Annotated in this window: 19 protein-coding genes; 11 read left to right on the top strand and 8 right to left on the bottom strand. The window is 68.8% G+C overall.

What is annotated here, in order from left to right:
* Position 1: 1 nt before the first annotated feature.
* The 4 genes from JQX13_RS43330 to JQX13_RS43315 all read right to left on the bottom strand — a co-directional run bounded on the left by JQX13_RS43330 (position 2) and on the right by JQX13_RS43315 (position 5,305).
* Positions 2 to 1,897 (bottom strand): sigma 54-interacting transcriptional regulator, encoded by a 1,896-nt coding sequence (locus JQX13_RS43330; RefSeq protein ID WP_203405259.1) that lies wholly within the window; start codon positions 1,895 to 1,897, stop codon positions 2 to 4.
* A 12-nt stretch (positions 1,898 to 1,909) separates the two neighbouring features.
* On the bottom strand, positions 1,910 to 2,890 hold the full coding sequence (locus JQX13_RS43325) for a tetratricopeptide repeat protein (RefSeq protein WP_203405258.1): 981 nt from the start codon (positions 2,888 to 2,890) through the stop codon (positions 1,910 to 1,912).
* A complete protein-coding gene (locus JQX13_RS43320) occupies positions 2,887 to 4,710 on the bottom strand; it encodes a serine/threonine-protein kinase (protein ID WP_203405257.1) in 1,824 nt (607 codons plus the stop codon). The genes JQX13_RS43325 and JQX13_RS43320 overlap by 4 nt, the downstream gene beginning before the upstream one ends.
* A 115-nt stretch (positions 4,711 to 4,825) precedes the next feature.
* Positions 4,826 to 5,305 carry a hypothetical protein gene (locus JQX13_RS43315; protein ID WP_203405256.1) on the bottom strand — a complete coding sequence of 160 codons (480 nt, stop codon included), beginning with the start codon at positions 5,303 to 5,305 and terminating at the stop codon, positions 4,826 to 4,828.
* Between the two features lie 232 nt (positions 5,306 to 5,537).
* Between JQX13_RS43315 and JQX13_RS43310 the strand changes: the two genes are divergently transcribed.
* From JQX13_RS43310 to JQX13_RS43285, 6 genes are all read left to right on the top strand, one after another.
* Positions 5,538 to 6,914: a hypothetical protein gene (locus JQX13_RS43310; RefSeq protein WP_203405255.1), complete on the top strand. Its 1,377-nt coding sequence runs from the start codon at positions 5,538 to 5,540 to the stop codon at positions 6,912 to 6,914.
* 96 nt (positions 6,915 to 7,010) lie between these two features.
* Positions 7,011 to 8,336: a S1 family peptidase gene (locus JQX13_RS43305; protein ID WP_203405254.1), complete on the top strand. Its 1,326-nt coding sequence runs from the start codon at positions 7,011 to 7,013 to the stop codon at positions 8,334 to 8,336.
* Positions 8,324 to 9,295, top strand: a complete 972-nt coding sequence (locus JQX13_RS43300) for an FHA domain-containing protein (RefSeq protein WP_203405253.1) — start codon at positions 8,324 to 8,326, stop codon at positions 9,293 to 9,295. The genes JQX13_RS43305 and JQX13_RS43300 overlap by 13 nt, the downstream gene beginning before the upstream one ends.
* 95 nt (positions 9,296 to 9,390) lie before the next feature.
* Positions 9,391 to 11,580: a type VI secretion system Vgr family protein gene (locus JQX13_RS43295; RefSeq protein WP_203405252.1), complete on the top strand. Its 2,190-nt coding sequence runs from the start codon at positions 9,391 to 9,393 to the stop codon at positions 11,578 to 11,580.
* Between the two features lie 6 nt (positions 11,581 to 11,586).
* The gene (locus JQX13_RS43290; RefSeq protein WP_203405251.1) at positions 11,587 to 12,051 is read left to right on the top strand and encodes a hypothetical protein; all 465 of its coding nucleotides are present in this window, start codon (positions 11,587 to 11,589) and stop codon (positions 12,049 to 12,051) included.
* Positions 12,048 to 12,692: a pentapeptide repeat-containing protein gene (locus JQX13_RS43285; RefSeq protein WP_239014207.1), complete on the top strand. Its 645-nt coding sequence runs from the start codon at positions 12,048 to 12,050 to the stop codon at positions 12,690 to 12,692. The genes JQX13_RS43290 and JQX13_RS43285 overlap by 4 nt, the downstream gene beginning before the upstream one ends.
* A gap of 73 nt (positions 12,693 to 12,765) precedes the next feature.
* Here JQX13_RS43285 and JQX13_RS43280 read toward each other — a convergent pair whose 3' ends face one another.
* The 3 genes from JQX13_RS43280 to lon form a co-directional block, all read right to left on the bottom strand.
* Positions 12,766 to 13,746, bottom strand: coding sequence for an aldo/keto reductase (locus JQX13_RS43280; protein ID WP_203405250.1), 981 nt, complete (start codon positions 13,744 to 13,746; stop codon positions 12,766 to 12,768).
* On the bottom strand, positions 13,743 to 14,666 hold the full coding sequence (locus JQX13_RS43275; RefSeq protein ID WP_203405249.1) for an N-acetylmuramoyl-L-alanine amidase family protein: 924 nt from the start codon (positions 14,664 to 14,666) through the stop codon (positions 13,743 to 13,745). Before JQX13_RS43275 ends, JQX13_RS43280 begins: the two co-directional genes overlap by 4 nt.
* 125 nt (positions 14,667 to 14,791) lie before the next feature.
* Positions 14,792 to 17,269 carry an endopeptidase La gene (gene lon, locus JQX13_RS43270; protein WP_203412483.1) on the bottom strand — a complete coding sequence of 826 codons (2,478 nt, stop codon included), beginning with the start codon at positions 17,267 to 17,269 and terminating at the stop codon, positions 14,792 to 14,794.
* 266 nt (positions 17,270 to 17,535) lie between these two features.
* Between lon and JQX13_RS43265 the strand changes: the two genes are divergently transcribed.
* The 5 genes from JQX13_RS43265 to JQX13_RS43245 all read left to right on the top strand — a co-directional run bounded on the left by JQX13_RS43265 (position 17,536) and on the right by JQX13_RS43245 (position 24,725).
* Positions 17,536 to 18,750, top strand: a complete 1,215-nt coding sequence (locus JQX13_RS43265; protein WP_203405248.1) for a VWA domain-containing protein — start codon at positions 17,536 to 17,538, stop codon at positions 18,748 to 18,750.
* A 184-nt stretch (positions 18,751 to 18,934) separates the two neighbouring features.
* On the top strand, positions 18,935 to 19,789 hold the full coding sequence (locus JQX13_RS43260) for an ImuA family protein (protein ID WP_203405247.1): 855 nt from the start codon (positions 18,935 to 18,937) through the stop codon (positions 19,787 to 19,789).
* Positions 19,790 to 19,810: 21 nt separating this feature from the next.
* A complete protein-coding gene (locus JQX13_RS43255; RefSeq protein WP_203405246.1) occupies positions 19,811 to 21,322 on the top strand; it encodes a Y-family DNA polymerase in 1,512 nt (503 codons plus the stop codon).
* A 260-nt stretch (positions 21,323 to 21,582) separates the two neighbouring features.
* A complete protein-coding gene (locus tag JQX13_RS43250) occupies positions 21,583 to 22,746 on the top strand; it encodes an acyl-CoA dehydrogenase family protein (protein ID WP_203405245.1) in 1,164 nt (387 codons plus the stop codon).
* A 32-nt stretch (positions 22,747 to 22,778) separates the two neighbouring features.
* A complete protein-coding gene (locus JQX13_RS43245) occupies positions 22,779 to 24,725 on the top strand; it encodes an ATP-binding response regulator (RefSeq protein ID WP_203405244.1) in 1,947 nt (648 codons plus the stop codon).
* Between the two features lie 749 nt (positions 24,726 to 25,474).
* Here JQX13_RS43245 and JQX13_RS43240 read toward each other — a convergent pair.
* The gene (locus tag JQX13_RS43240; protein WP_203405243.1) at positions 25,475 to 26,365 is read right to left on the bottom strand and encodes a DMT family transporter; all 891 of its coding nucleotides are present in this window, start codon (positions 26,363 to 26,365) and stop codon (positions 25,475 to 25,477) included.
* Positions 26,366 to 26,425 lie beyond the last annotated feature (60 nt).

The following is a 26,425-nucleotide window of genomic DNA, read 5'->3' as shown; positions in this document are numbered from 1 at the left end:
GCTACAGCAGCTCCTCGTCCTCTCCTTCGCCGGGCGGCAGCGGCGCGCCGTTCTTCTCCGCCTCCAGCTTCTCGAAGTGGCGGAAGATGGTGCGCGGATCCACGCCCAGGTCCTTGGCCGTCTTGGTCTTGTTGCGGTTGTTCCGCTCGTAGACCTCCTGGATGTACTGCTTCTGCCAGCGCTCGCGCGCCTCGGCGAGCGGCAGCACCGGCTCCAGGCTCTCCGGCCGGAGATCCAGATCGTCCGGCCCGAGCAGCGGCTTGTCCGCGAGCACCACCGCCTTCTTGATGCGGTTCTCCAGCTCGCGGATGTTGCCCGGCCAGCCGTACTTCTTCATGGCCACCGTGGCCGAGGGCGAGAAGCCCTTCGCCTTCGAGCCGAACTCCCTGGCGTACTTCTGCAGGAAGTACTTGCCCAGGACGAAGAGATCCTCGCCGCGCTCGCGCAGGGGCGGCAGCTTCAGCGTCACCACGTTGAGCCGGTAGTACAGATCCTCGCGGAAGGCGCCCTTGCGCACCTCGTCCTCGAGCACGCGGTTGGTGGCCGCCACCACGCGGATGTCCACCGGCTCGCCGCGGTGGTCGCCCACCTTGTAGACGACCTTCTCCTGCAGCGCGCGCAGGAGCTTCACCTGGAGCTGGAGCGGCATCTCGCCGATCTCGTCCAGGAAGAGCGTGCCGCCGATGGCCGCCTGGAACTTGCCCGCCTTGGTGTTCACCGCGCCGGTGAAGGCGCCGCGCACGTGGCCGAACAGCTCGCTCTCCAGCAGGTTCTCCGGAATGGCCCCGCAGTTGATGGTGACGAAGGGCCCCTTCACCCGAGGCGAGTGCCGGTGGAGCTCCCGGGCGATGAGCTCCTTGCCCGTGCCCGTCTCGCCGGTGATGAGGACGGAGATGTCCGTGGGGGCGATCTTGTCGATGCGCTTGTACACGTCGCGCATGCCCTGGCAGGTGCCGACGATCTCCCCGTAGCGCGTGTCGTCCAGGCGCTTGCGCAGCTCGGTGTTGTCCAGCTTGAGATCGTTCACCAGCAGCGCGTTCTGGATGAGCAGCAGGGCCTGCGCCGCGAAGATGGTGAGCATGTCCAGGCTCTTGGGCTCGAACCGGTTCACCAGCCGGTCATTGCCCACGTAGAGCACGCCGAACAGCTCGTCATCGCGCATCAGGGGCACGCACATGACGGACAGCAGCTTGAGGCTCACCACGGACTTGCTGGACTTGAACTCGGGGTCGTCCAGCGCGTCGCTGAGGATGAGCGGTTTGCGGGAGCGGACCACCTTCTCGATGATGGAGTCGGATACCCGCTCCATGGCGTCCTCGATGTTCTCCCGGGACAGGTTGCGCGCCACCTTCACGCGCAGCTCGCCGTTCTCCCAGAGGATGAGGAAGCCCTTGTCCGCCCGTGTCACCTCGATGGCCTCGTCGAGGAGGCTCTCGAGCAGCTCGTCCCGGCTGGAGCTGCCCAGCAGCCGCTCGCTGAAGGCGGTGAGGCGGCGCAGCAGGACGAGCTCGCGGCCCACCACGCCCGGCATGTCGCGGGTGTGCGAGTCCGGATCCGCGTCATGGGTGATGGAGACGGCCGGAGTGGGCGCTGGCGCCGGCCTGGCCGGCGCGGCGTCCTCGCGAGCGAAGACGAGCTCGGTGCCACCCACGCGGATGACATCGGCGGAGGCGAGCACGTGGTTGTCGCGCTTCTTGCCGTTCACCTGGAAGGTCGCGCCCAGGCTGCCGAGCTGGTAGCGCGTTCCATCGAAGAGCAGGTGCAGGGCGCTGTCCGGGACGGACGGGTCCTCCAGCTGCACATCATTGTCGGCCGAGCGGCCGATGCTGGTGATGCGCTTGTGGAGGGGGACCGTGCGGACCTTGCCATCGGGGGTGCGGACGGTGAGGCTGGCCATGTCGACGCGTTCCTAGAAGGCGAGGGAGAAGCCGGCGCCGGCTCCGCCGGAGGTGGGGAAGAGGTGGAGACTGGCCCGGGGCGCGGCGGGGTCCGGCGTGGACTCCTGGAGCGTGGGCGGGGCGGGAAGGGTCTCGATGTGCGTCCGCACCACCCGGTCCTGGTGGTGCAGCAGGGAGTCGAGCACGCCCACCGCGTACACGATGTAGAAGCCCGCGGCCGAGCCCCACTTGAGCGCCGTCCAGTTGTCGGCCTGCCGCCGGTCGCCGGTGGGGATGTAGCGCACGGGGACGTCCAGGGTGCCGCCGTTGATGTCGTCCACGGTCACCTTCCTCGTCTTGACGAGGGAGTCGTAGGCGAAGAAGGAGATGATGCTGGTGACGGCGAGCGCGCCCTCGGAGGCAGCGAAGAGGGTGCCCAGGCCGGTGCGGCCCTGCTGGAACTGGCCCGCGCCGAAGGGGACGAAGTTCACCAGGAAGCTGCGCGACTCCACCTCCCGCACCGTCACCTGCCGGGACAGCGTCTCCACGCGGCGGCGCTGCTCCTCGGCGGCCAGGCGCTCGCGCTCGCGCCGCTCGGCCGCCGTGCGCTCCCGCTCCATGCGCAGCCGCCGCTCCTGGCGCACCAGCTCCAACTCCGCCGACATCTGCAGGCGGATGTCGTCCAGGTACGTCACCACGGGCGGCGGCGTCGCGAAGGGATCCAGGTTGAAATCCGGCTCCAACCGCAGCAGCGCGCGGAAGTGGCGCACGGCGTCGTCCATGCGGTTGAGGTGGAAGGCGCTCAGCCCGGCCAGCTTGTGCAGCTCCGCCAGATCCTTGTCGGAGAGACTGCCCCGGTCGATGCGGGTCCCCGCGCGCTCCAGCACCTCGGCGTAACGGCCGTACTCGTAGCTGGAGCGCAGGGCGTTCACCTCCACGTCCGCCAGCTCGTCGGCGAGCACGGTCATGGGGGTGAGGAGTCCCAGCAGGAGCAGGAGCAGGCGGGGGCTCATTCGGCGACGAGTGCCCCTCGCAGGGTGGTGGACTTCCCGGGCTCGACGAGCGCCACGCGCTTCTCGGTGAGGTACCCGTTGTGACTCACCTCGTACTCCACCCGGTGCTGGAAGGTCGACGGTCCCTTCGGCGACTGGATTTCGAAGGGACGCTCCTGCGTCTCGCGCACGGTGCGGACCTCGCCCCCCACGCGCACCAGCGCGTCCGCGGGCTCGAACATGAAGGACAGCCGCGAGCTCTTGAGCTGGGCGCGCAGGCGGAAGACGTTCTCCGCTCCGGGTTGCACCTCGATGGTCTCCTGGGTGTCCTCGCAGTAGTCGCAGGTGATGGTGACCGTGTGGGGGCCGGGCTCCAGCTCCAGCGCGTGCTGCGCGAGCGGCTGCCTGCTTCGCACCCCGTCATCCACCCGGATGTAGCCGTAGGGGCGCACCAGGATGGAGATGGGCACCTTCGCCGGACGGGTGGGTTCGGTCCGCGCCGGTTCGGCATGCGCGGGAGGGCGCTTGTCGGGTGGAGGCCTCGAGGGAGCCGTCGGCGTGGGCGGGGCCGGATGCGGCGCGGGTGGCGGCGTCTTCACCGGGGGGCTCACGCGCGCCTGGAGCTCGGAGGGCCGGGGGGACCTCACCGCCACCGGAGCCGGCCGGGATTCAGGCGGAGCCTCCGGGGGACGCCGCTGGAGCTGGTGGAGCCCCACGCCGAGCACCGAGGCCACCAGCAGACCCGCCCCCAGCTTCAGCCCCCGGGAGCGCCACTGCTTCAGGCGGCGCTCCCGCTCCAGGCTCCCGAGCAACGCGAGCGCCCGCGCGTTGGAGTCATCGAGCGCGAGCACCTGGTTGAGGCAGGCGAGCGCCCGGGGCGTGCGCTTGTCCGCGAGCAGCCGCTCCCCGCGCTCGAGCAACGCGGCGATGATCCGCGGGCGCATCAGCCGCTGGTACGAGGCCGGATCCGCGAAGAAGGACGTGAGCTCCTCGCCCACGCGCGCGAAGCCGAGCCCCGCGAGGTAGTCGCCCAGCGCGTCACGCAGCTTGCCCGCGTTCGCGTAGCGCCGGGTTGGCTCCCTCGCCAGGCAGGTGGCGCAGATGTCCGCCAGCTCGTCCGAGAGCGTGGGCACCCGCTGGCGTGGATCCTCGTAGGCGCCGTCGAGGATGCGCTTGAGCGTGGCGGTGGCGTTGGAGGCCGTGAAGGGCAGCCGGCCGACGATGAGGCCGTAGAGGATGGTGCCCAGCGAGAAGATGTCGGTCTCGGGGCTGGCCTCGTGGCCCTCGATGATCTCCGGGGCCATGTGCGCCGGCGAGCCCACCAGCGCACCGGTGACGGTCATCCGCTCCTCGATGTCGAGCAGCTTGGCGATCCCGAAGTCCATCAGCTTGAGGACGCCGTCCTCGCGGACCATCACGTTCTCGGGCTTGAGATCGCGGTGGATGACACCGGCCTCGTGCGCGTGGGCCAGCGCGGCGGCGATCTCGTGCACCACCATGGCGGCCAGCTCGGGCGGCTCCAGCCGGCCCAGCTCGTCCACGTACTCCTTGAGGGTGCGGCCTCGCACGTACTCGGTGACGAGGAAGGCGTCCTGCGCTCCCTCGGCCGAGAAGTCGAAGACCTCGAGGATGTTGGGGTGGTGCAGCCGCGCCACCGCCTTGGCCTCGCGCGCGAGCCGCCGGCGCGACTCGGACTTGTTGGCCAGGTGCGGGTGCAGCACCTTCACCGCCACCTCCCGGTCCAGGGCGGTGTCGAGCCCCTTGTACACGACGCTCATGCCCCCGGAGCCGAGCTCCTCGAGGATTCGGTACCGCCCGATGTTGCGGCCGATGAGCGTCATGGGTGCCGGATCCTCGGAGGAGGACATGATGGCGCGAGTGTCAGGGTGGGGATCTCGGGTATGACAGCGACGTCGGGGTTGGATTCTAGGTTCCGACCCCATGGGGCGCAACGCGTCAGTCGCGCTTGATGCGACGTCGCGCGGCGAGCCGGTCCAACAGGGCGTGCAGGAGCGGCTCGGCCTGCCGGGGCAGCTTGCGGTCCGTGGGCGAGTGGACCGGGAGGGAGCGCGCGAGCCGGTACAGCTCCTCGAGCCGCTCGCGGAAGAGCTCGTTGTCGGGGCGCTCGTGGAGGGCACGGCGGTAGGCGGCGGCGGCGCCGACGTAGTCTCCCAGGGCGAAGAGCCGCTCTCCCTCGGCGGCGGGGGAGGAGGGGCCCAGGGGGATGGGCTCGGCGGGCGGGTCGCTGGTCCGGAGCGCCTGGAGTTCCTCGGGTTGGAGCATCTCGCGCAGGTTGGCCAGTTTGAGGGCCAGGGAGGAGTCCTCGGGGAAGGCCCGACAGAGCGTTTCGTAGAGGCTCAAGGCCTCGCTCAGCTCTCCGCGGCGCAGGGCGCGTTCGGCATGGGCGACCATTTCGGCGCGGGCTTCGGGTTTCATCTCGGTCGCAAGGTTACCGTGCGGGGCGCGGATGTCATCCGGGGACTACGGCGGCCTGCTCGGGAAGGGCCCCTGGCTGCCTGCCCGCCGGAGATCAGATGTTACATCCCTTCCATGTTTTTCCGTGCTAGCTGCCTGCCCGCTCTGGGAGGAATCGGGGGGGCGGTGGCGAGGGTGGGGTGTGTCCGGTGTGGGCGCGCCCCGGTGACAACGAGTTCGGACATCCAGAGGGATGAAGATGCAGGCAAGGGGTCTTGGAGCGGTGGCGGCACTGGTGGTGGGTCTGGCGGCGGGGACGGGAGAGGCGGCGCCGGGCGAGCACCTGTGGAGCCACACCTTCGGCAACGGCACGCGGCAGACGGTGCGGGCCTTCGCGGTGGAGGGGGCGGGCGGCTCGGTGGTGGTGGGTGATTACCTGGGTTCGGTGGACTTCGGGGCCGGCGCGCTGCCGTCGGCCGGGTATTACGACCGGGCCTTCGTGGTGAGGTTCGACGCGTCCGGCAAGGCGGTGTGGAGCCGGAGCTTTGGCGGCGTGAACGAGGACGACATGGGCATGTACCTGCCCGGCCGTGCGGTCGCCTTCGACGCGGCGGGCAACCTCGTCCTCGCGGGCAACTTCGCGGGCACGTTGGACCTCGGCTGTGGGCCGATGACGGGGTATGGCGATCTGTTCGTGGCGAAGCTGGACGCGGCGGGCCGCTGCCTGACCAGCCGGAGCTTCGATGGGCACCTCTTCGTGGAGGAGCCCCAGGTGGCGGTGGACGGCGCGGGCAACGTGGTGGTGGCCGGGCGCTTCAACGGCTCGGTGGACCTGGGCGGTGGCACGCTCTCGAGCAGCGGGCAGTACGATCTGTTCGTGGTGAAGTTCGATGGCGCGCTGCGGCACGTGTGGAGCCGGGCCTTCGTCGAGGGCAGCGGCCAGATGTCGGTGGACGTGGCGGTGGATGGCTCGGGCAACGTGGTGCTGGCGGGCGCCTTCGGGGAGGACGTGAACTTCGGTGGCGCGTGGCTGACGAGCTCGGGGCAGCGGGACATCTTCGTGGCGAAGCTGAGCGGCTCGGGTCAGCACCTGTGGAGCAAGCGGTTCGGCGACGCGGGCGATCAGTTCGCCACCAGCGTCAGCACGGACGGCGCGGGCAACGTCGTCCTCACCGGCGGCTTCGGCGGCAGGGTGGGCTTCGGCGGCGCCACGCTGGCGAGCGTGGGTCCCACCGACATCTTCCTCGCGAAGCTGACGGGCACGGGGAGCCACCTGTGGAGCCAGCGCTTCGGTGACGAGCTCGGCCAGAAGGGCCTCCAGGTCGCCACGGACGCGGCGGGCAACATCGTCACCACGGGCAGCTACGTCGGCTACGTGGACTTCGGCGCCGGCCCCCTGGAGAACGAGGGCGATTACAAGGTCTACGTGGCGAAGTTCGACGCCGCGGGCGCCTTCCTGTGGAGCCAGGCCTTCGTCAACGAGGGGGAGTCGTTCGGCGCGAACCTCGGGCTGGATGGGCGGGGTGACGTGCTGCTCTCGGGCGGCTACGCCGGGTACGGCTGGTTCGGGGGCGAGCTGTTCCTGAGCCAGGGCCTGGACGACGTCTACCTGGCGAAGCTCGGCCGGTAGGCTTCACCGAGGGTAGCGGAGGGGCGGTCGGACACTTCACGGCCGCCCCTCAGGTTGCGCGGGCAATGCGCGGCGGTTCCGCTAGTGTGTGCCCGTATGGTGACGCTTCTCCTCATCGCCGCGCTGGCGCAGCTCCCGGACCTCCCCGAAGAAGAGGAGGAGGTTCCGGACGCGGGCACGGCGGACGTCGTTCCTCCGCTGCCGGTGGCCACGCTGCCCCCGGCCACCCACGAGCTCTTCGAGCGCATCAAGGGGCGCGTGGCCCAGGTGCGCATCATCGAGCGGCGCAGTGGCACCCGGTCGTCCATCGGCTCGGCGTTCTTCGTGAGCGCCGAGGGACACGCCATCACCAACTACCACGTCATCTCCAGCATCGTTCACCACCCGGAGGACTACTCGGCCGAGCTGGTGCGGGACGGGAAGGAACAGGAGGCGGTGCCGGTCCGGGTAGTGGATGTGGACGTGGTGCACGATCTGGCCGTCATCCAGCAGGACGTGCCGGCGAAGGACTGGTTCGAGCTGGCGGCGAAGGAGCCTCCGCAGGGCACGCGGCTGTTCGCCATGGGCAATCCGCATGACCTGGGCACCACCATCGTCGAGGGCACGTACAACGGGCTCGTCCAGGACGCGCTCTACGACAAGGTGCACTTCAGCGGCGCCATCAACCCCGGCATGAGCGGTGGTCCCGCGGTGACGGGCGAGGGCCGGGTGGTGGGCGTCAACGTGGCCACGATGGGCAACCAGCTCGGCTTCCTGGTGCCGGTGGCACATGCCCGCGCGTTGCTGGAGCGGGCGCGCGAGGCGAAGGCCGGCGGTCCTCCGGCGCTCCTGGCGATGGTGGGCGCGCAGTTGCTGGACAACCAGCAGCGCATCACCGAGCGCCTGCTGGCGGCGCCCCTGCCGACCCAGCGGCTCGGGGACTACCAGGTGCCCGGCCGGTGGATGCCGTTCCTCAAGTGCTGGGGTGACACCCCGCACGAGCCGGAGAACCCGTACACCATCACCAGCCACCAGTGCTCGTCCGAGGAGGATCTCTACCTGAGCATGGATCACCGCACGGGCGTGGTGGCCTATGACCATGCCTACGTGTCGAGCGATCAGCTCGGGGCGCTGCGCTTCTCCGCGCTCTACTCGGCCACCTTCGGTAACGAGCCGAGCGGCATGGACGCGGCGAAGGAGGACGTGACGAACTTCCGCTGCCGCGAGGATTTCGTGAAGGTGGGCGGCATGCCGGTGAAGGCGGCGCTGTGCCTGAGGGCCTACAAGAAGTTCCCCGGGCTCTATGATCTGTCGCTCCGGGCGGCGACGCTCAACGCGAGCACCTCGGGAGTGCAGACGGCCCTGGACCTGGCGGGGTTCTCCGCGGACAACGCACGCGCCATCGCGCGCCGCTACCTGGAGGCGCTCGCGTGGACGAAGTGATCTTCCTGGAGGTGCTGGATGGGGACGGGGTGCACGCCCGGCACCGGTTGGAGCGCTTCCCGGTGACGGTGGGGCGCGGGTACACCAACGATGTCATCCTGGATGATCCGAAGGTGTCGGCCGCGCACCTGCGCATCGAGCGCACCGAGGAGGGGAAGCTGGTGCTGCGGGACGTGGGCAGCCAGAATGGCACGTTCCGGGTGGAGCCGTGGGCGCGGCTGGCGGAGCTGGAGCTCTCGGACGACGCAAGGGTGGCGGTGGGCGACACGGTGCTGCGTTTCCGTAGCCGGGCGTACAAGGTGGAGGACACGCTCGTCACGTCGATGCAGATGGCGCCCCGGCGCCGCCTCTTCGAGCGGCCCTTCGCCTTTCCGGCGATGTTGGCGGTGTCGGTGGGGACCTTCCTCTTCTACGAGTACCAGACGAACTACCAGAAGACGGACTGGGGCATGTTGGCGCTGGCGGTGGTGGCGCCGGTGTTCGCGACCTTCCTCTGGGCGGGGCTCTGGTCCGTGGCCAACAAGGTGGCGCGGCGGCAGTTCCACTTCGGGGCGCACGGCACCATCGGGAGCCTCGGGCTGTTGGGGTTGTTGACGCTGCCGCTGCTGCTGGGTCTGGTGAAGTACAGCCTGGGGCTGGGGTCGTGGATGCGGTGGCTGAGCCTGCTGGGGTTCCTGGGGTGGATGGGGTTCGTGCTCTTCTGGCACCTGCGCTACGTGACGCGCGCGGAGCCGAGGCGGCTTGCGACGTTGCTGGCGGTAAGCCTGGTGTGCCTTGGGGCCCTGACGCAGGCGGACTCGCTGCTGGGCGAGGAGGACTTCTCGACCTCGCTGGAGTTCGATCGCACGCTGCTGCCACCGGCGTTCCGGGTGGCGCCCGTGAAGTCGGTGGATGCCTTCTTCGAGGAAACGAAGGAGCTCCAGGAGGACGTGGACGCGCTCGCGAAAGAGAAGTCCTGAAGGAGAGCTCCTAAGAAGGTCTCGTTGGTGTCTGTGGGAGGCCGCCGAGTCTGGTATCCTCCTCGGATTGCGCTGACTGATTGAGGGGGGCAGCAATGGGAGCGCCCACACAACCTGCCTTTTTGCTTCGAATCGGCTCGCAGGAGCCGGAGGTCCTGGTCGTCAGTGGCTTCACGGGACGGGAGGGGCTGAGCAGCCTCTTCGAGTTCCAGGTGGACTTCCACCCGCTGGAAGACGCGCCGCTGGACGCGAAGGAGTTGCTCGGGACCGAGGCGCTGCTGACGGTGCGGTTGCCCGGGGAAAAGACGCGCCACGTGCACGGGCGGGTGCGGGCGCTGGAGTCCCTGGGCAAGGAGGGAGGGCGCTGGCGCTACAGGGCGTGGGTGGTTCCCCATGCGTGGTGGCTGAGCCAGGTGAAGCGCAGCCGCATCTTCCAGGGCAAGACGGCGCCGCAAATCGTCAAAGCGGTGCTGGAGGAGGGGGGCGTGCAGGTGAAGCTGTCGCTGAGCGGCAGCTACGAAGCACGCGAGTACTGCACCCAGTACCGGAAGACGGACTTCGCCTTTGTCAGCCGGTTGATGGAATGGGAAGGCCTCTTCTACTTCTTCGAGCACACCGAGGGCGGGCACGTGATGGTGGTGGGCGACAAGCCCAACGTGCACGAGGCGCTTCCGGGCGGAGCGAAGCTACCGCTGCGCGACAATGACGGGCGGGCGGAGGACGCGGAGTACGTGTCCTCGCTGCGGCGGGTGCACCGGATGAGGCCGGGCAAGGTGCACCTCAAGGACTTCGACTTCGAGAAGCCCGCGCTGGACGTGTCGGGCAGGACGCAGGATTCCATCAACGGCCAGGACGCGCTGGAGGTGTACGACTACCCGGGTGAGTACGTGGCGCCCGCGGTGGGCAAGGGCGCGGCGAAGGTCCGCCTGGAGGAGGCGGTGCAGGCGGCGCGCACGCTGGAGGGAGAGGGCGTGTGCCCCCGACTGACGGCAGGCTACCGCTTCGAGGTGGAGGACGAGGGCACGCACGCCGGAGAGTACGTGGCGGTGGAGGTGGTGCACTGGGGCCGGCAGCCGGAGACCCCCGGACGCAGCGAGGCGCCAGGCAACCTGTACCGCAACCACTTCAAGTGCATGCCGTCCAGCGTCCCCTTCCGGCCGAGGCGGACGACGCGGGTGCCGCACCTCATGGGTTTGCAGACGGCCACGGTGGTGGGGCCCTCGGGAGAGGAGATCCACACGGACGAGCACGGGCGTATCAAGGTGCAGTTCCATTGGGACAGGGAGGGCCAGTGGGACGACAAGGCCTCGTGCTGGGTGCGCGTGAGCCAGACGTGGGGCGGCCCGGCGTGGGGCGCGGTGTACCTGCCGCGCATTGGCCAGGAAGTGGTGGTGCGCTTCCTCGAGGGCAACCCCGACCGGCCCCTCATCGCCGGCACCGTCTACAACGGGGGCAACCCCACGCCCTACGCGCTGCCGGACGACAAGACGAAGTCCACCCTCAAGAGCGCCTCCAGCCTGGGCAGCAACGGCTTCAACGAGTTCCGCATCGAAGACGCGGCGGGTGAGGAGGAGATCTTCACCCATGCCCAGAAGGACGAGGATCTCGTCACCGAAAACGACAAGGACCAGCATGTGCTCGGTTACGAAGACCTCCTGGTGAAGAAGGACCGCTCGCTCGTCATCAAGGGGAATCAGACGCTGAACGTCCACCTGGACGACACGAGCCTCGTCGAGGGCAACCAGTCTCTTCAGGTGCGCGGCGACCGCACCACCAGCACCGCGGGCAGCCACTCCGAGGAGGTGGAGGGCAACCAGTCCATCACCGTGTCAAAGACGTTCACAAGCCTCACCAATCAAACAGCCTCGGAGTCCGTGGGGGCAGCCAAGACACTCACGATTGGTGGGAGTTACGCCATTGATGTGGCATTGGCCTTCAACGAGGCGGTAGGCGGCCTCGAATCTACCCAGATTGGTGCCGCCTACATCGAGGATATCGATGGCAGCCGCCAGGAAGTCATCGCCAAGAACAAGGAGGTGAAGGTTGGCCGCAATTTCCAGGCTGGCATCAAGGGGAATGTCGCGCTGACGATCGGGAAGGACAACAAGGAGGATGTGGGCGCCAACCTGCAGTTCCACGTCAAAGAGGCAGCAGCCTGGCTGGCCAGGTCGTTTGACGTAAGGGCCGACACGTTCTCAATCGTTGTCAATGGCAAGCTGGTGTTGCGTATCGACAAATCTGGCGGGGTCCTGCTTTCCGGCAAGACCATCACCCTCGACGGATAATGAGTCATGCCTGTCAATCTCAAGGGTTCCAAGGTCCAGATGCTGTCCGGGGATACCCAGAAGACGGCCAAGGCTGCTGAGGAGCAGGCTCGTTTGGATGAGCTTGCCGCGGATCCGGCGCGGGGTGGCAAGATCGATGAAAAAACGCAGCGTGAGGCAGAGATTGGTCTCGAACTCGAGAAATCCGGCAAGCTGACTCCCCGTATCACGCGTGACCCAACCGGCCGAGCGGAGTTCATCGATGGCAATGGGACGAAATGGGACATCAAATCCTTCGATTCACGATACCCGCCACGCAAGGGGGGCTTCTCCCTCCAGCGTGACATGGTGAAGATAAGGAAAGAGCTGGACAAGGGAGAGAATGTCATCCTCAACTCGGAGAATCTGAGTGCGCAGCACGTCCAGGAACTCAAAGGGGCCGTCGATGCACTCGAACCCGCACTCAAGTCCCGAATCATGTGGTTCCCGTGAGCGAATCGAGCGAGAAGGACATGCGCATGGATACGGAGCTTGCTGACAAACTGGAACGACATGCCTTGTGGCTTGAGTCACGGGGAAAGCAGGGCGAACGTTTTCTGCTCCAGGATGGAGATCTCTCTGGGCGGGAGTTGTGTGCCGAGAACCTCACGGAGGCCGTTCTCCCTGGCACACGCTTCGATGGGGGGGACCTGGTCATGGCGAAGCTTCATGGCGCCAATCTCGCCTCGGCCTCCTTCGTTCAGGCCAATCTCTCCGGAGTCCAGATGACCAAGGCCAATCTGGATTATGCCTCTCTGAGGGAAGCCAATCTGCGTGAGGCCAATGCCTTACGGGCGAGCTTCTACGAGGCGGATCTCCAAGGCGCGGACCTTTCCGGTGCTGATCTCCGTGGCGCTTTTCTCGTCAACGCCAACCTGGAGTCCACTTGCCTGCGAGGTGCTCAACTGGAAGGGGCCAGTCTTGAGGGTGCCAACCTCACGGGAGCGCAGTTGTACGGTACGGAGCTGAGCGGTGCATTGGATCTCGCCTCCATCCGCGCATCCTGGATTTCGCTGGGCCCTGAGCAGTCCCCTTCCAGGCTCGAAGGTGATGCGTTGCGGAACTGGCTGAATGCAGCAGGTGCCGCGAAGTGAGACCGAGGGCAGAGCCAGCTCCGCCCGGATGCGGCGCGGCGGGGACGTCCTGCCCGCTCCCCTCGAGAGGACGCTACATCCCGCGCACGGCGTGGGGCTGGTAGGGCGCCTCGAGCGCCTTCACCTCGTCCGGGGTGAGCGTCACGTCCACCGAGCGGATGGCCGCGTCCAGGTGCTCCAGCTTCGTGGCGCCGATGATGGGGGCCATCACGGCCGGCTTGGACAGCAGCCACGCCAGGGACACCTCGGCGGGGGTGTGGCCCTTGGCCGAGGCCACCTTCTTCACTGCCTCCACCACGTCCCAGTCGTGTGGGTTGTCGTAGAGCGCCGCCGCGTACGCGTCCGAGCTGGCTCGCGTCGTGGACTGCTTGTCATCCAGCGCCTTGCGCGTGCCCGCGAGCAGCCCGCGTGCCAGCGGGGACCAGGGAATCACGCCGATGCCCTCCGCCTCGCACAGGGGCATCATCTCCCGCTCCTCCTCGCGGTAGACGAGGTTGTAGTGGTTCTGCATCGACACGAAGCGCGCCCAGCCGTTGCGCTCGGAGATGCTCAGCGCCCTGGCGAACTTCCACGCCTGGGACGAGCTCGCGCCGATGTAGCGGACCTTTCCCTGCCGCACGAGCAGATCCAGCGCGGACAGCGTCTCCTCCATCGGCGTCTCCGGATCCATCCGGTGGATCTGGTACAGATCGATCGTCTCCACCCCGAGCCGCCTCAGGCTCGCCTCGCACGCCTGCACCACGTTCTTGCGCGACAGCCCGCCCATGTTGGGCCGGTCGTTCATGGGGAAGTAGACCTTGGTGGCGATCACCACCTCCTCCATCCGCGCGTAGTTGCGCAGCGCGCGGCCGGTGACCTCCTCGCTCACCCCGAGCGAGTACATGTTCGCGGTGTCGAAGAAGTTGATGCCAGCCTCCACCGCCCGGCGGAAGAAGGGCTGCGAGGCCTCCTCGTCCAGCACCCACGGGCGCCACGTGGGGGTGCCGTAGCTCATGCACCCCAGGCAGATGCGAGACACCTTCAATCCGGTATGGCCCAGGTTGGCGTATTTCATCGGGTGGTCACTCCTTTGGTTGGAATGGCGCTTACCCGCGCGGGGGTCAGCGCGTCCACCACTCCTTGCGCCACCGCCGCCGCGAAGGACTCCAGTGTCCGTTCCTCGCGCCAGCGCGCCACCTCCTCGTGGTCCAGCGCGTGGTGCGTCTCGATGATGACCGAGGGCATGGGCGGCTTGCGCAGCACGAAGATGCGCTGCCCCGGCAGATGCCGGCTCACGAACGTCCCCGGTTGCTCGGAATCGGGTGCGTACAGGCCCACGTAGTCCTCGCCTCCGTAGGGGAGGAACCCCGCCTCACCCATGCGCCGGGCCAGCGCCCGGGCCAGTGTCAGCCTCCGGGACAGCAGGGGCTCGTCGATGTCGTCCGCGTAGAGCACGCTGTACCCGGGGGCCGCGTCGTTCCGCGGGCACCACCGGTCCGGCCCCGCCATCCACCAGCTCGTCTCGCCCCGCGCGTCCGAGTGGAGGCTCAGGAAGAGCTCCGCCCGCCAGCGCTTCGCCTCCTCGAGCCGGTCCGGGTAGGCGGTCCGTTGCCCCGCCTTCCGGCTCAGCTTCACCTGGAAGTGCCCCGTGGCCTCCAGCCGCCGCGCCAGATCCTCCGCGACCCGGAGCGTGAAGGACTCCTCCTGCTCGCAGGTGGCCGAGGTGTTCCCCGTGTTCCCCGGCGCGCCGTGCCCCGCGTCCAGGTAGATGCGCTTGCGCCCGAAGCCTCGGGGGAACTCCACCCGCGCCACCGTGAGCGGGGCGCTCGCGGCCGGCCAGACGGGTGGGGCCACCACGGTGGGTTCGCGGAGGGGGAGGGCGGCGGGGGCGGGAGGGGGCTCGGAAGCGAAGGGCTCCGCCCGGGCCTGCTCCTCGCATCCGGCGGCGATCAGGATCAGCGGGAGGAGCAGCGGCCAGGTGGACGTCTTCGACATGTGTCCTCGGACCCCGGCCGACGGCCTGGCGTTCCCAAGGCCCTGGAGGGGGGAGGGGAAATGACAACGGGCAGGTCCCCGCTTGGGAACCTGCCCGCCATCATCCTTCACGTTGCCTCAGCGTGCTAGGCGCGGACCTCGGGGGTCGGCTCGGGCTGGGGAGGAACCGTCTTCTCCCCACCCTCGGGCGGAGCCACCGGCGTCTTGAACGGCGACTTCTCCAGCGCCGCGTCGAGCACCTCGTCCATGCGGGTGGCGAAGATGAACTCGATGTCGTTCTTCGCCTGCTCCGGCACGTCCTGCAGATCCTTCCGGCAGCGCTCCGGGAGGATGACGCGCTTGATGCCCGCGCGGTGAGCCGCCAGCACCTTCTCCTTGATGCCGCCCACCGGCAGCACCAGGCCACGCAGCGTCGCCTCGCCCGTCATCGCCGTGTCACCGCGCACCCGGATGCCCGTCAGCAGGCTGGTGAGCGCCGTGAGGATCGTCACGCCCGCCGAAGGCCCGTCCTTCGGGATGGAGCCCGCGGGGAAGTGCAGGTGCAGGTCCGTCTTCTCGAGGAAGTTCGGGTTGATGCCGAGCGCCTCCGCCTTGCTGCGCAGGTAGCTCAGCGCCGCCGTGGCGCTCTCCTTCATCACGTCGCCGAGCTGGCCGGTGAGCGTCATGCCGCCCTTGCCCGCCATCTTGGTCGCCTCGATGAAGAGCAGGTCGCCGCCCGCCGCGGTCCACGCCAGACCCGTGGCCACGCCCGGAACCTCCGTGCGCTCCGCCACCTCCGAGTAGAACATCTCGGGCCCGAGGATCTCCTTGACCCGGTTTCCATCGATGTTCTGCTTGTCGGTCTTCCCGCCGGCCACCTCGACCGCCACCGCGCGGCAGATGTCCGCGATGCGGCGCTCCAGGTTACGCACACCGGCCTCACGCGTGTACGAGGTCGTCAGCGTCAGCAACGCCTCGTCCGTGATGGTGATGTGGTCCGGGCTCAACCCGTGCTCCTTGAGCTGCTTGGGCACCAGGTGGATGCGCGCGATGCTCTGCTTCTCCTCGAAGGTGTAGCCGGAGAGCTCGATGATCTCCATGCGATCACGGAGCGGGCCAGGGATCGGATCCAGCTGGTTCGCCGTGGCGATGAAGAGCACCTTGGACAGATCGAACGGCACGTCCAGGTAGTGGTCGCTGAACGTGTTGTTCTGCTCCGGATCCAGCACCTCGAGCAGCGCCGCGCTCGGGTCGCCGCGGAAGTCCGCGCCGAGCTTGTCGATCTCATCGAGCATCATCACCGGGTTCTTCGTCCCGGCCTTCTTCATGCTCTGGATGAACCGGCCCGGCAGCGCGCCGACGTAGGTACGCCGGTGGCCACGGATCTCCGCCTCGTCACGCACGCCACCGAGCGACAGGCGCACGAACTTGCGGCCCACCGCCTTGGCGATGCTCTGACCCAGCGACGTCTTACCGACACCCGGCGGCCCCACCAGGCAGAGGATGGGCCCACGCATGTCGTTCTTGAGCTTGCGCACCGCCAGGTACTCCAGGATGCGCTTCTTCACCTTCTTGATGCCGTAGTGGTCCTTGTCGAGCGTCTGCCGCGCGTTCTCGATGTCGAGGTTGTCCTCGCTGAGCTTGGCCCAGGGCAGGTCCGCGATCCAATCGAGGTAGGTGCGCGCGACGGTGTACTCGCTGGAGGCCGCCGGAATCGTCTTCAGGCGGTTGAGCTCCTTGTTGGCCACCTTCTCCACGTCGGGCGGCAGGCCGGCCTTCTTCAGGCGCTCCTGCAGCTCGTCGAGCTCCTCCTCCTCCTCGCCCATCTCGCCGAGCTCTTCCTTGATCGCCTTGAGCTGCTGGCGCAGGTAGTACTCGCGCTGGGTCTTCGACATCTCGCCCTTCACGGCGGAGTCGATCTTGTTGGAGAGCTTGAGGATCTCGCGCTTGCGGTTGAGCAGCTCGAGCACGAGCTTCATCCGCGCCTTGAGGTCCACCGTCTCGAGGACGGCCTGCTTCTCCTCGATGGGCACGTCCACGTTGGCGGCGATGAGGTCCGCCAGGTGGCCGGGGTGGGTGATGGACTCGACCAGCTCGGTCGCGGCGGCCGGCAGCTCCGGCATCAGCTCGATGACCTCGCGGGCCAGCTTCTTGAGGTTGATGCCCAGGGCCTCGACCTCGACGTTCTCCGCGGAGGTCCTGTCCTCCACGGCGTCCACGCGGGCCTTGAGGTAGGGGGCCTCCTGGACCAGGTCGAGCACGCGGAAGCGCGCCAGGCCCTGGACGACGAGCGAGTAGTTGTCCTCGCCCATCTTCAGGAGCTTCACGATACGGGCAACGGTGCCCATGGTGTAGAGGTCGGACGCACCCGGGTCCTCCTCCTCGGCGCGGCGCTGGGTGACGACGCCGATCACCTGGTCGTCACGGACCGCGTCCTTGATGAGGGCGATCGTCTTCTGCCGCCCCACCGCGAGCGGCAGCACGCCACCCGGAAAGAAAACTGAATTGCGCAAGGGGAGAATGGGGAGGACCTGCGGGATGTCCTCCTTGTTGATCATCCCCGGGGGCGCCATGGCCGCCGGCATGGCTGCAGCGGCGGAACCCTTCTTCTTGTCGTCGGACATGTAGTCGGTGCCTCGGTTTCCAGCCCGGCCGGACAGCAGCCGGGCCGGTTGAACTGCGTACCAGTTGTCGATCTTCTGTGGGAGTTGACTCAACGTAGCAACCAAAACGGACATGGCAAACGCGGCCTGCGTTTTTCGTGTTGGCAGTCGGCTGCCGGACGGTTGCTCGCATATCCTACGGGGTGGGGCGTGTTAGATGGGGGCCCCCCCTTTGTCGCGGCGCGGCGCGCTCTCCGCCGGCCGTGTTCCTTCAGGAGACACCCTCGATGCATCCCCTTCGTTCGAGCGCGCTGTTCGCCCTGGCCCTGTGGGGCTCGGCGTGTACTTCACCCGTAGAGAAGCCCGGCTCCACACTCCCTGGCCGTTGCCAGGCCGAGGCGCCCTTGATCTCGGCCCAGAAGACGGACCTGCTCTTCGTCATCGACAATTCGGGGTCGATGGAGGACGAACAGGAGGCCGTCGCCAGGGAGCTCCCCGCCTTCCTGGACGAACTCCGCCAGGGGAACGGCGTGGAGCAGGACTTCCGCGTGGGGGTCATCACCACGACGGTCTACCTGCGCGCGTTACTGGATAACAACGACTACGTGACCAACTATCCCGATCAGTCCGGGCGGTTGCAGCCGGTGAAGGACGCACGGGGCCAGCCCACGGTCGAGCGCTACCTGGACGAGGGGGACCCGGAGCTGTTGGAGAAATTCCGCCGGCTGGTGCGGCAGGACATCAAGGGGAGCGGCCAGGAGACCCCCTTCGAGGCGGTGCGGTTGGCGGTGACGCCTCCCCTGTCCACGACGCCCATCGCGGACGGAGGCAACGGGGGCTTCCTGCGCGACGGCGCCCGGTTGGTGGTGGTGGTGGTCTCGGACGAGGAGGATTGCAGCTCCACCCAGCGGCCGCCGCCGGTCGGGCTGACGGCGGACACCACCCGGGACATCTGCAGCGAGGAGGCGGAGAAGCTGACGCCGGTGCGGGAGTACTTCCGGATCCTGCGCGACCTGCGGGATGGGGAGGGACGGCCGCGCGAGGTCCTGTGGGCGACGATCGGTCCCGTGGGGCTGTCGGACAAGCAGGTCGGGGTGGTGCTGGACACGATGGCGCCAGACGGGCCGGTCGTACGCAACGTGGATTGCCCCACCTCCTATGGGCCCGGGTTCCGCCAGCGGGAGATGGCGTCGCTGTTCGACTCGGGGCTGAAGAACCTGGACTCCATCTGCCGGGCGAGCTTCCGGGACACCCTGGTGTCCATCGCCACGCTGGCCAGGACGTCGCAGAGCATCGAGGTGATGAACCTGCCGGATCCCCGGCTGGTGCAGGTGCAGGTGACGCGGGAGGACGACTCGGTGCAGACGTGCAGCGTGGCGGGGGGCGATCTGACGTACGAGCCGTCCACCGAGCAGCTCCCGGCGCGCCTGTTCTTCCAGTCCTCGTGCGAGAGGCGGCCAACCGACAAGAAGATCGAGGTGAAGGTGCTCTGCGCCAACTGAGCCCCACTCCCTCTCCCGCTGGGAGAGGGTCGGGGTGCGGGTATGTAGCCCCACCTGCGCACCCACCCCGGTTCACTGTCCAAAAGGGCAGCCCGCCCGCCCATCGAGCAACATTTCCTGGCGCATGTCAGACCGCTCGGCATACTGAACCCGTTTTCAGGTCCAGTGTCTGACGAGGGACGTGATGAGTGGGGCGGCTGAGAAGCTGTCGGTGACGGTCGAGGCGCTGAGGGAGCAGATCCGCCGGTTGCAGGCGGCGCCGCGCAAGTACCTGGCGGCGCTGCGCACGGGGGTGGAGGCCTTCGACGCGCTGCTCCCTGGGGGCGGGCTTCCATTGGGACAGGTGGTGGAGCTGTGGGGCGAGGCGGCCTCGGGGCGGACGAGCCTGGCGCTGAGGGCCGTGGCGGCTGCGCACCGGGAAGGCCGGTTGTGCGCGTACGTGGATGGACCGGGGGAGCTCTACCCGCCGGCGGCGGTGGCCGCGGGGGTGGAGCCGTCCCGGCTGCTGATCGTGCGGCCGAAGACGGCGGAGCAGCTGGCGTGGTCGGCGGTGCAGCTCGTGAGGAGCGGGGCGTTCGCGTGCGTGGTGTTGGATCTGACGCGGGGTCCGGGGGGGAGGGCCGAGGGGGGCGTGAGGCTGTCTCCGGCGGAGGGCAAGCGGCTGATGGACGCGGCGGGGCGAGGGGGGAGCCTGCTGCTGCTGCTGACGGCTCCGGAGGCCCCGGGGGACGGGATGATGCGCCTGCGCACGGAGGCGCGCGGTGATTCGGGCCTGTCGGTGGAGGTGGTGCGCAGCCGGCAGGGGGGGATTGGCTCGCGGGCGCTGGTGCCCTGGCGGGCGCTCCATCCGGCGCAGGCCGACGCGGAGTCTCCGTGGGGGCAGGAGCTGCTCCCGACCGAGGACGTGACGGTGCCGGAACTCGAGCGGGAGACGGCCCCGCGCGAGGGGCACCGGGGAATCCTGGGTCAGCGTCCGGGGCGGGACGCGCCGATGCCGTCGCTGCGTCCGAGCCTGGAAGCGGGCTCGGCCCTGCACTGAGGCGAGGGGAGGGGAACGGACATGCGATTGGGGTATCTGCACTTCTCGCGCTTCCCGGTGCAGCGCAAGGTCATCGAGCTGCCGGAACTGGCGGGCAAGCCCTTCGTGCTGGCGGAGGAGGTGCGCGGCCAGCAGCGGGTGGCGTGCGCGTCCACGAGCGCGCTGAAGGCCGGCGTGCGGCCGGGGATGACGCTCACCGCGGCGAACGCGCTGGAGCCGTCGCTGCGGCACTTCCCCTACCGGCCCGAGGAGGAGAGACGGGCGTTGGTGGGGATCGGCGAGATGCTGATGTCGCTGGCCCCGGGCTTCCAGTTGTCGGCGCCGGACGGACTGTGGTTCGACGCGGGGGCGGCGCACCTGGTGAAGGGGGAGGAGGGGCTGTGCGCGAAGGTGCTGGCCCTGTGCTCGGAGCTGGGCTGGCGGGGGCGGGTGGTGGTGGCCTCGGACAAGTTCACCGCGCGGACGTTGGCCCGGTATGGGGCACGGCGGATGGACGTGGTGCCGGAGGGGGAGGGCGCGCAGGCGCTGGCCCCGTTGCCGCTGAGTGCCCTGGAGGGTCCGGAGCAGACGGCGTTCGCGGCGCTCGGGCTGACCACGCTGGGCGAGGTGGCGGCGCTGCCCGTGGGGGCGGTGACGGCTCGAGGTGGCTCCGCCGGCATGCGGGCGCACACGCGCTGCCGGGGCGGGGATGAGACGCCCTTCATCGCCGAGGTGTTGGAGGAGGTGCTGGAGGAGCGGCTGACGCTGGAGTGGCCGGCCGAGTCGTTGGAGCCGCTCCAGTTCGCGCTCAAGACGGTGTTGGATCGGCTCTGTGGGCGACTGGGGGGACGGCGCCGCGCGGCCGTACGGCTGAACCTCACGTTGAAGTTGGATCCGTCGGGCCAGGCGGTGGTGCCGCTCACGCTGGCGAGGCCGACGGCGCAGTCGAAGATGCTGTTGGACCTGACGAGGCACCGGCTGTCGGACGTGCGGCTCGAGGGTCCGGTGGCGGGGCTGATCCTCCGGGTGGAGGAGGACTGCGAGGACCGGGGTCAGCAGCTCTCGCTGGGGGACGCGCCCGAGGGAGACGCGGCGCTGGAGGTGGTGCTCTCCCGGCTGGCGACGGCGCTGGGCGAGGACTCGCTCTTCATGGCGTCGCTGGAGGACACGCACCGCCCCGAGGACGCGTATGCGGCGAAGGCCTTCCGGCCACCGGTCATGCACCGGGGATTGGAGGGCGAGCTGCTCCAGTCGGTGGAGGCGGCGGAGCCCGTGCCCGAGGTGCTGCACGAGCGGCCCTCGCGGATGTTGGGGTCGCCGACGACGATCGACGTGGAGATGACGGCCTCGGGGGAGTTGCTGGCGGCGAGGCTCGGGGGACGCAAGCGCCGGGTGACGGCGCTGGTGGGCCCGGAGCGGCTGAGCGGCGATTGGTGGGACGAGCGCCCGTACAGCCGGGACTACTACCGGGTGCACTTCGAGGGTCTGGGGCAGGCGTGGGTGTTCCGGGACGCGCGGGACGGCCGCTTCTACCTGCAGGGCCTGTTCGATTGAGCGTGTCCAAGGCCGGCTTCAAGTACCTGGTCACGGAGAGCACCTCCGGCCGGGCTTGCGTCATGCAGTGAACACCCTGGCGCCCCTTCGAGGAGCCTTTATTCCACCCCTGCACGCTTGGCCCCACCCGTTCCCGACAGGCGCTCGAGGGAGTGCTGCTCATCTCCTGTCCTGGTCAATATTTGAGAGCACAACTTCGGCGCTTTCAGCAGTGGTTCTTGTCGGGCATCTTGAGACGAGGACCCAGGTATGAGGTGGACTTGAAGCGGTTGGCTCTCAGTGAGTTGCTGGGCGTGGCGGACCAGGTGGCGCGTGAGGTCGTTGCCCCCGAAGTCACCCGGGTCGACGGCGAAGGACGCTGGCCGGAGGCGGGCCTGCGTGCCCTCCAGGCGGCGGGGCTGGGGGGTCTGGTCGTCCCCGCGGCCTTCGGTGGTCAAGGGCAGGGGCTCGTCGCGCTCGCGCGAACCTGCGAGGTGCTCGGCCGCGTCTGTGCCTCGACGGCCATCTGCTTCGGGATGCACTGCGTGGGGTCCGCGGTCCTCGCCGCCAAGGCGACCCCCTTTCAGCAACGGACGTTCCTGGAGCCCATCGCCGCGGGTGAGCACCTCACCACCCTGGCGCTCAGCGAGTCGGGCACCGGGGCTCACTTCTACCTGCCCCAGACGCGGCTCACCGCCGTCCCCGGGGGCTACCGGCTCGAGGGCGCGAAGTCCTTCGTCACCAATGGCGGGCATGCGGACTCCTACGTCGTCTCGACCCTGGCCTCGGGCGCGGCCGCCCAGCCGGGAGACTTCTCCTGCGTCCTCCTTCCCGCCCAGGCGGAGAACCTGGCGTGGGAGGGGTCCTGGGAAGGGGTCGGCATGCGAGGCAACTCGGCTCGGACGCTGCTGCTCCAGGGCGTCTTCGTCCCGGCCACCCACCTGCTCGGCCAGGAGGGGGATGAGATCTGGTACGTCTTCAACGTCGTGGCGCCGTACTTCCTCATCGCCATGGCGGGGACGTACCTGGGAATCGCGAGCAGCGCGCTGGAGGAGGCCACCGCGCACCTGAAGCGCCGGCACTACTCCCACGGGGGCGCGTCTCCTTCCAGCCAGGCCGTGCTCCAGCACCGGCTGGGAACGCTCTGGGCCATCGTCGAGCGCACGCGGCTGCTCATCCACAGCGCCGCCGCGAGGGGAGACGAGGGCGAGGCCACCGCCCTCGCGGCGCTCTGCTCAGCCAAGGCCGAGGTCGCCGACTGCGCCGTCCACGTCGTGAACGAGGCGATGACGCTCGTGGGGGGACGGGGCTACTCCGAGAGTGGCTCGCCCCTCTTCCGCCACCTGCGTGACGCGCGCGCGGCCCACGTCATGTCGCCCACCACCGACATCCTGCGCACCTGGGTGGGACGTGCCCTTCTCGACCTGCCGTTGCTGGGGGAATGAGCGTGGGCACTGCGAGGGCCTTGCTGGTCGCGATGGACACCAACAGTGCGGGTGCGCTCCGCGAGCGGTGTGGGGCGCAGGACGTCACCCTGGAGCAGGTGCCCTCGGCGGACGAGGCCCTGGCGCGCTTCGAGAGCAGCCCGGGGGCCTTCGACGCGCTGGTGATCGGCCCGCTCGAGCGGCAGCCGCTTCCCCTGGCCCAGCGCGTGGTGAGGCTGGATCGCGACGTGAGCGTCCTGGTGCTGGCCGCCCCCGAGCAGCTCGAATCCCTGCGCGCCACCTTCAGGTACACCCCCTTTCTCGGTCAACGCACGAGGCTGCATGGCGCGGAGGGCGTGGCGAAGCTCGCGGGGGAGCTTCAGCGGGCCGTCCAGGAGACGCGGCTGCGGCGCGAGCACCAGCGTACGCTCCAGGCCGTCTCCTCGCGGCTCCTGGCCGTGGAGCCGGTCCGGCCGAGGCCCTCGGTCGTCCTCGATCGCCTGCTGGAGCTCGCGCCCCTGGGCATCCTGGCGCTCGATGCGGAGGGCCACGTGCTGGTGAGCAACCCGGCGGCGCGGCGAATCCTGGGGCAGGCCGAGGAGGGGCTCGCGAGGGCGCCGTTGGTGTGGCTGCTGCCGCCGGGCTTCGAGGCGCTCATGGAGAAGGCGCGGGCGACCGGTGCCCCGGCCCAGGCGCTGCTCGAGTCGGAGGGCCCGAGCGGGCCGCAGTTCCTCGAGGCCTCCCTGGCGCCCCTGCCCGAGGACACGACGGGGCCGGGCGGCTTCCTGCTGGTGCTGCAGGACACCACCGGGCAGGTGAAGCTGCAGCGTGAGCGCGAGGGGTTGCTTCAACAGCTCGAGGCCGCGGTCAGGATGCGCGACGAGTTCCTCTCCGTGACGTCGCACGAGCTGAGGACGCCCCTGACCTCCATGCTGGGCTGGGTGCAGATGCTGCGCAACGGCACGCTCTCCCCCGAGAAACAGTCCCGGGCGCTGGAGATCATCGAGCGCAACGCGAAGTCGCAGGCGCAGCTCATCGAGGATCTGCTGGACGTCAGCCGCATCATCTCCGGCAAGCTGCGTCTGGAGATCGCGTCCCTCCAGCTCGAGGACGTCGTCCGGGCCGCCGTGGAGTCCGTTACGCCCGCGGCCCAGGCCAAGGACATCCGCCTCCAGATGGCGCTGGACGACACCCTGGGCCCGGTGATGGGGGACGCGCAGCGACTGCAGCAGGTCGCCTGGAACCTCCTCACGAACGCGGTGAAGTTCACGCCCAAGGGCGGACGCGTCCACGTCACCTTGCGCCGGGTGAGCTCCTCGGCGGAACTCACGGTGCGCGACACGGGGCAGGGCATTGCCCCGGAGTTCCTGCCCTATGTCTTCGAGCGCTTCCGCCAGGCGGACTCCAGCGCGACCCGGCGCCATGGAGGGCTGGGGCTGGGGCTGTCGATCGTGCGCCACCTGGTCGAGTTGCACGGGGGAAGCGTCTCCGTTGCGAGCGAGGGGACGGGCAAGGGGGCGACGTTCGTCGTGTGCTTGCCCATCTCTCCGCTGCGCGTGACGAATCAAAACGCGAACCCGGCCTCGGCCGAGGCGTCTACCTTCGATTGCCCGGAGGGGATCGCGGGCCTGCGGGTGCTGCTCGTCGAGGACGAGCCGGACGTGCGCGAGATGCTCGTGACCATGCTGGAGCGCTGCGGGCTTCACGTGAAGGCCGCCGGCTCCACCGCCGAGGCCTGGGAGCTCCTGCAGCAGGGCAAGCCGGATGTGCTCATCTCGGACATCGGCATGCCGGGGGAGGATGGCTACACGTTCCTGCGGCGCGTCCGGGCGCTTCCGGTGGAGCGTGGCGGGCGGGTACCCGCCCTGGCCATCACCGCCCACGCGCGTCCGGAGGACCGGCGCAAGGCGCTGCTCGCTGGCTTCCAGATGCATCTGGCCAAGCCCGTGCCTGCCGATGATCTGCTGCTCATGATCGCGACCCTGGCGGGCCGGCTCTGACGTGAGCGCCGGAGCCCAGGGTGTTCGAAAGCACCACCACGCCTCCGCACGAAAGCACCGTCTGGCTTCGAGGCCGGAAGTTGCTGATTCGTCAGGGCGCTTCCGGCCTTGGTGTTTATCCTTGAGCTGTGGTCCGGATACTGTTACCGCGTCCTTGCCCCAATCCGGGAATTGGATGCGCTCCGCGACCTCTGGCGGAGCGACGGGCGCTTTCCGATGGATGTGAATGCATCCGGGTCCGTTCTTCGCCTGGCGTCTGGTGCTGATTCCGCGGGACGTTCGGTTGGTTTTTCATGTAAAATATAGAGAGTCTGTTATTCGCCGCGGTCATCGTCCGTCACCTGCTTGATGGGTGCGAGCTTTCCGCTTTGGAGTTGAAAGACTGTTACATTATCACGAAGCGGGTTGGCGGGTGACAGCGCGGGATGACGGTCTGCGGGGAACTCAAGGGAGGCCACCTTTTGCTGGAGCCACCTCTCTCGATGGCTGTTGTCAGGCCTGTCCGCGCCGTGGGCACGTCGCGGACAGGCGCCAACTGGAGCAGGGCCATCAAGCGCTGCGCGGCGCTGATGAAGGAGATATAGGCGCGCGCAGTTCTGGCACCTCCGCCTCGGTGAAGTGCTCGCGGAGGCGGTTGAATGCCTCGTCGAGGACGGCTCGCGGGTCCACCGCGGCGTGCCGGGTGAAATCCACCGCGGCGGCCGGGCGCGTTCAGCTCTCCTAGGGCGCGTCAACCACGCGTTGGGATGCTACCCCTTGCGTGGCCGAAGGCCGAAGGCCGTTCCGTACGCGACGCCAATCACGCCCAGGAGCACGCCCACGAGTCCCAGCGCCGACAGAGGCTCACCCAGCAGCAGCGCGGCCAACAGGTAGCTGGCCAGGGGGGTGAGTTGCAGCCAGACACTGGCCTCGGGGATGGACAGCTCGCCGTACGCCTCCGTCATCAGCACCTGCGCCACGAAGGCCACCAGCCCCATGAGCAGGGCCAGGCCCCAGAAGCCCACGTGGGCGGGCCAGGGCGCGAGGGCGAAGGGCGCGGCCACCGGTAGCCCCGCCAGGCTGAAGAAGAAGAAGATGGTGGGCGCGTTGTCGGTGGCGCGCATGGCGCGGATGACATTGGCGCTGGCGGCGGCGAAGAAGGCGGCTCCCAGCGCCGCCGCCTCGCCCAGTCCCACCCCCAGCCGCAGCGAGCCACCACCGAGCACCAGTGCCACGCCCGCGGTGGCCAGCAGCACCGCTCCCAGCAGGTGCGCGGTGGGCCGCTCGTCGAAGGTGAAGAAGGACATCACCGTGGCGATGACGGGGAAGAGATTGTAGAGGAGGCTCGCCTCGCCGGTGGGGATGCGCTCGAGCGCACTGAAGTAGAGCACCACCACGACGCCTCCCGACAGGCCGCGCGTGATGAGCAGCCGGTAATTGACGGGACGGTAGAGGCCGGGCCGCAGCCAGAAGACGACGAGGCTCACCAGCGCGCCCACCACGAAGCGCACCACGGTGAGCTGCCCCGCGTCGAAGCCCGCGTCCGGGCGCGACAGCCGTCGCGCCAGCACCGCCATCAGGGCGAAGGCCACGTCCGAGCCGAGCAACTGCAGGCGCGCCGCCCACCTGCGGGCGCTCGTCGAAGCGGAGGCGGGTGTCATGAAGCATCACCGCGCAATCTGCCTGCCAGGTCGATAGTCTCCTCCCTCTACGTGCCAGAC

It is taken from the genome of Archangium violaceum (assembly GCF_016859125.1).
Classification (GTDB): Bacteria; Myxococcota; Myxococcia; order Myxococcales; family Myxococcaceae; genus Archangium; species Archangium violaceum_A.
Note: the sequence above shows the minus strand (reverse complement) of the source record. Positions and strands in the feature narration are given on the sequence as shown.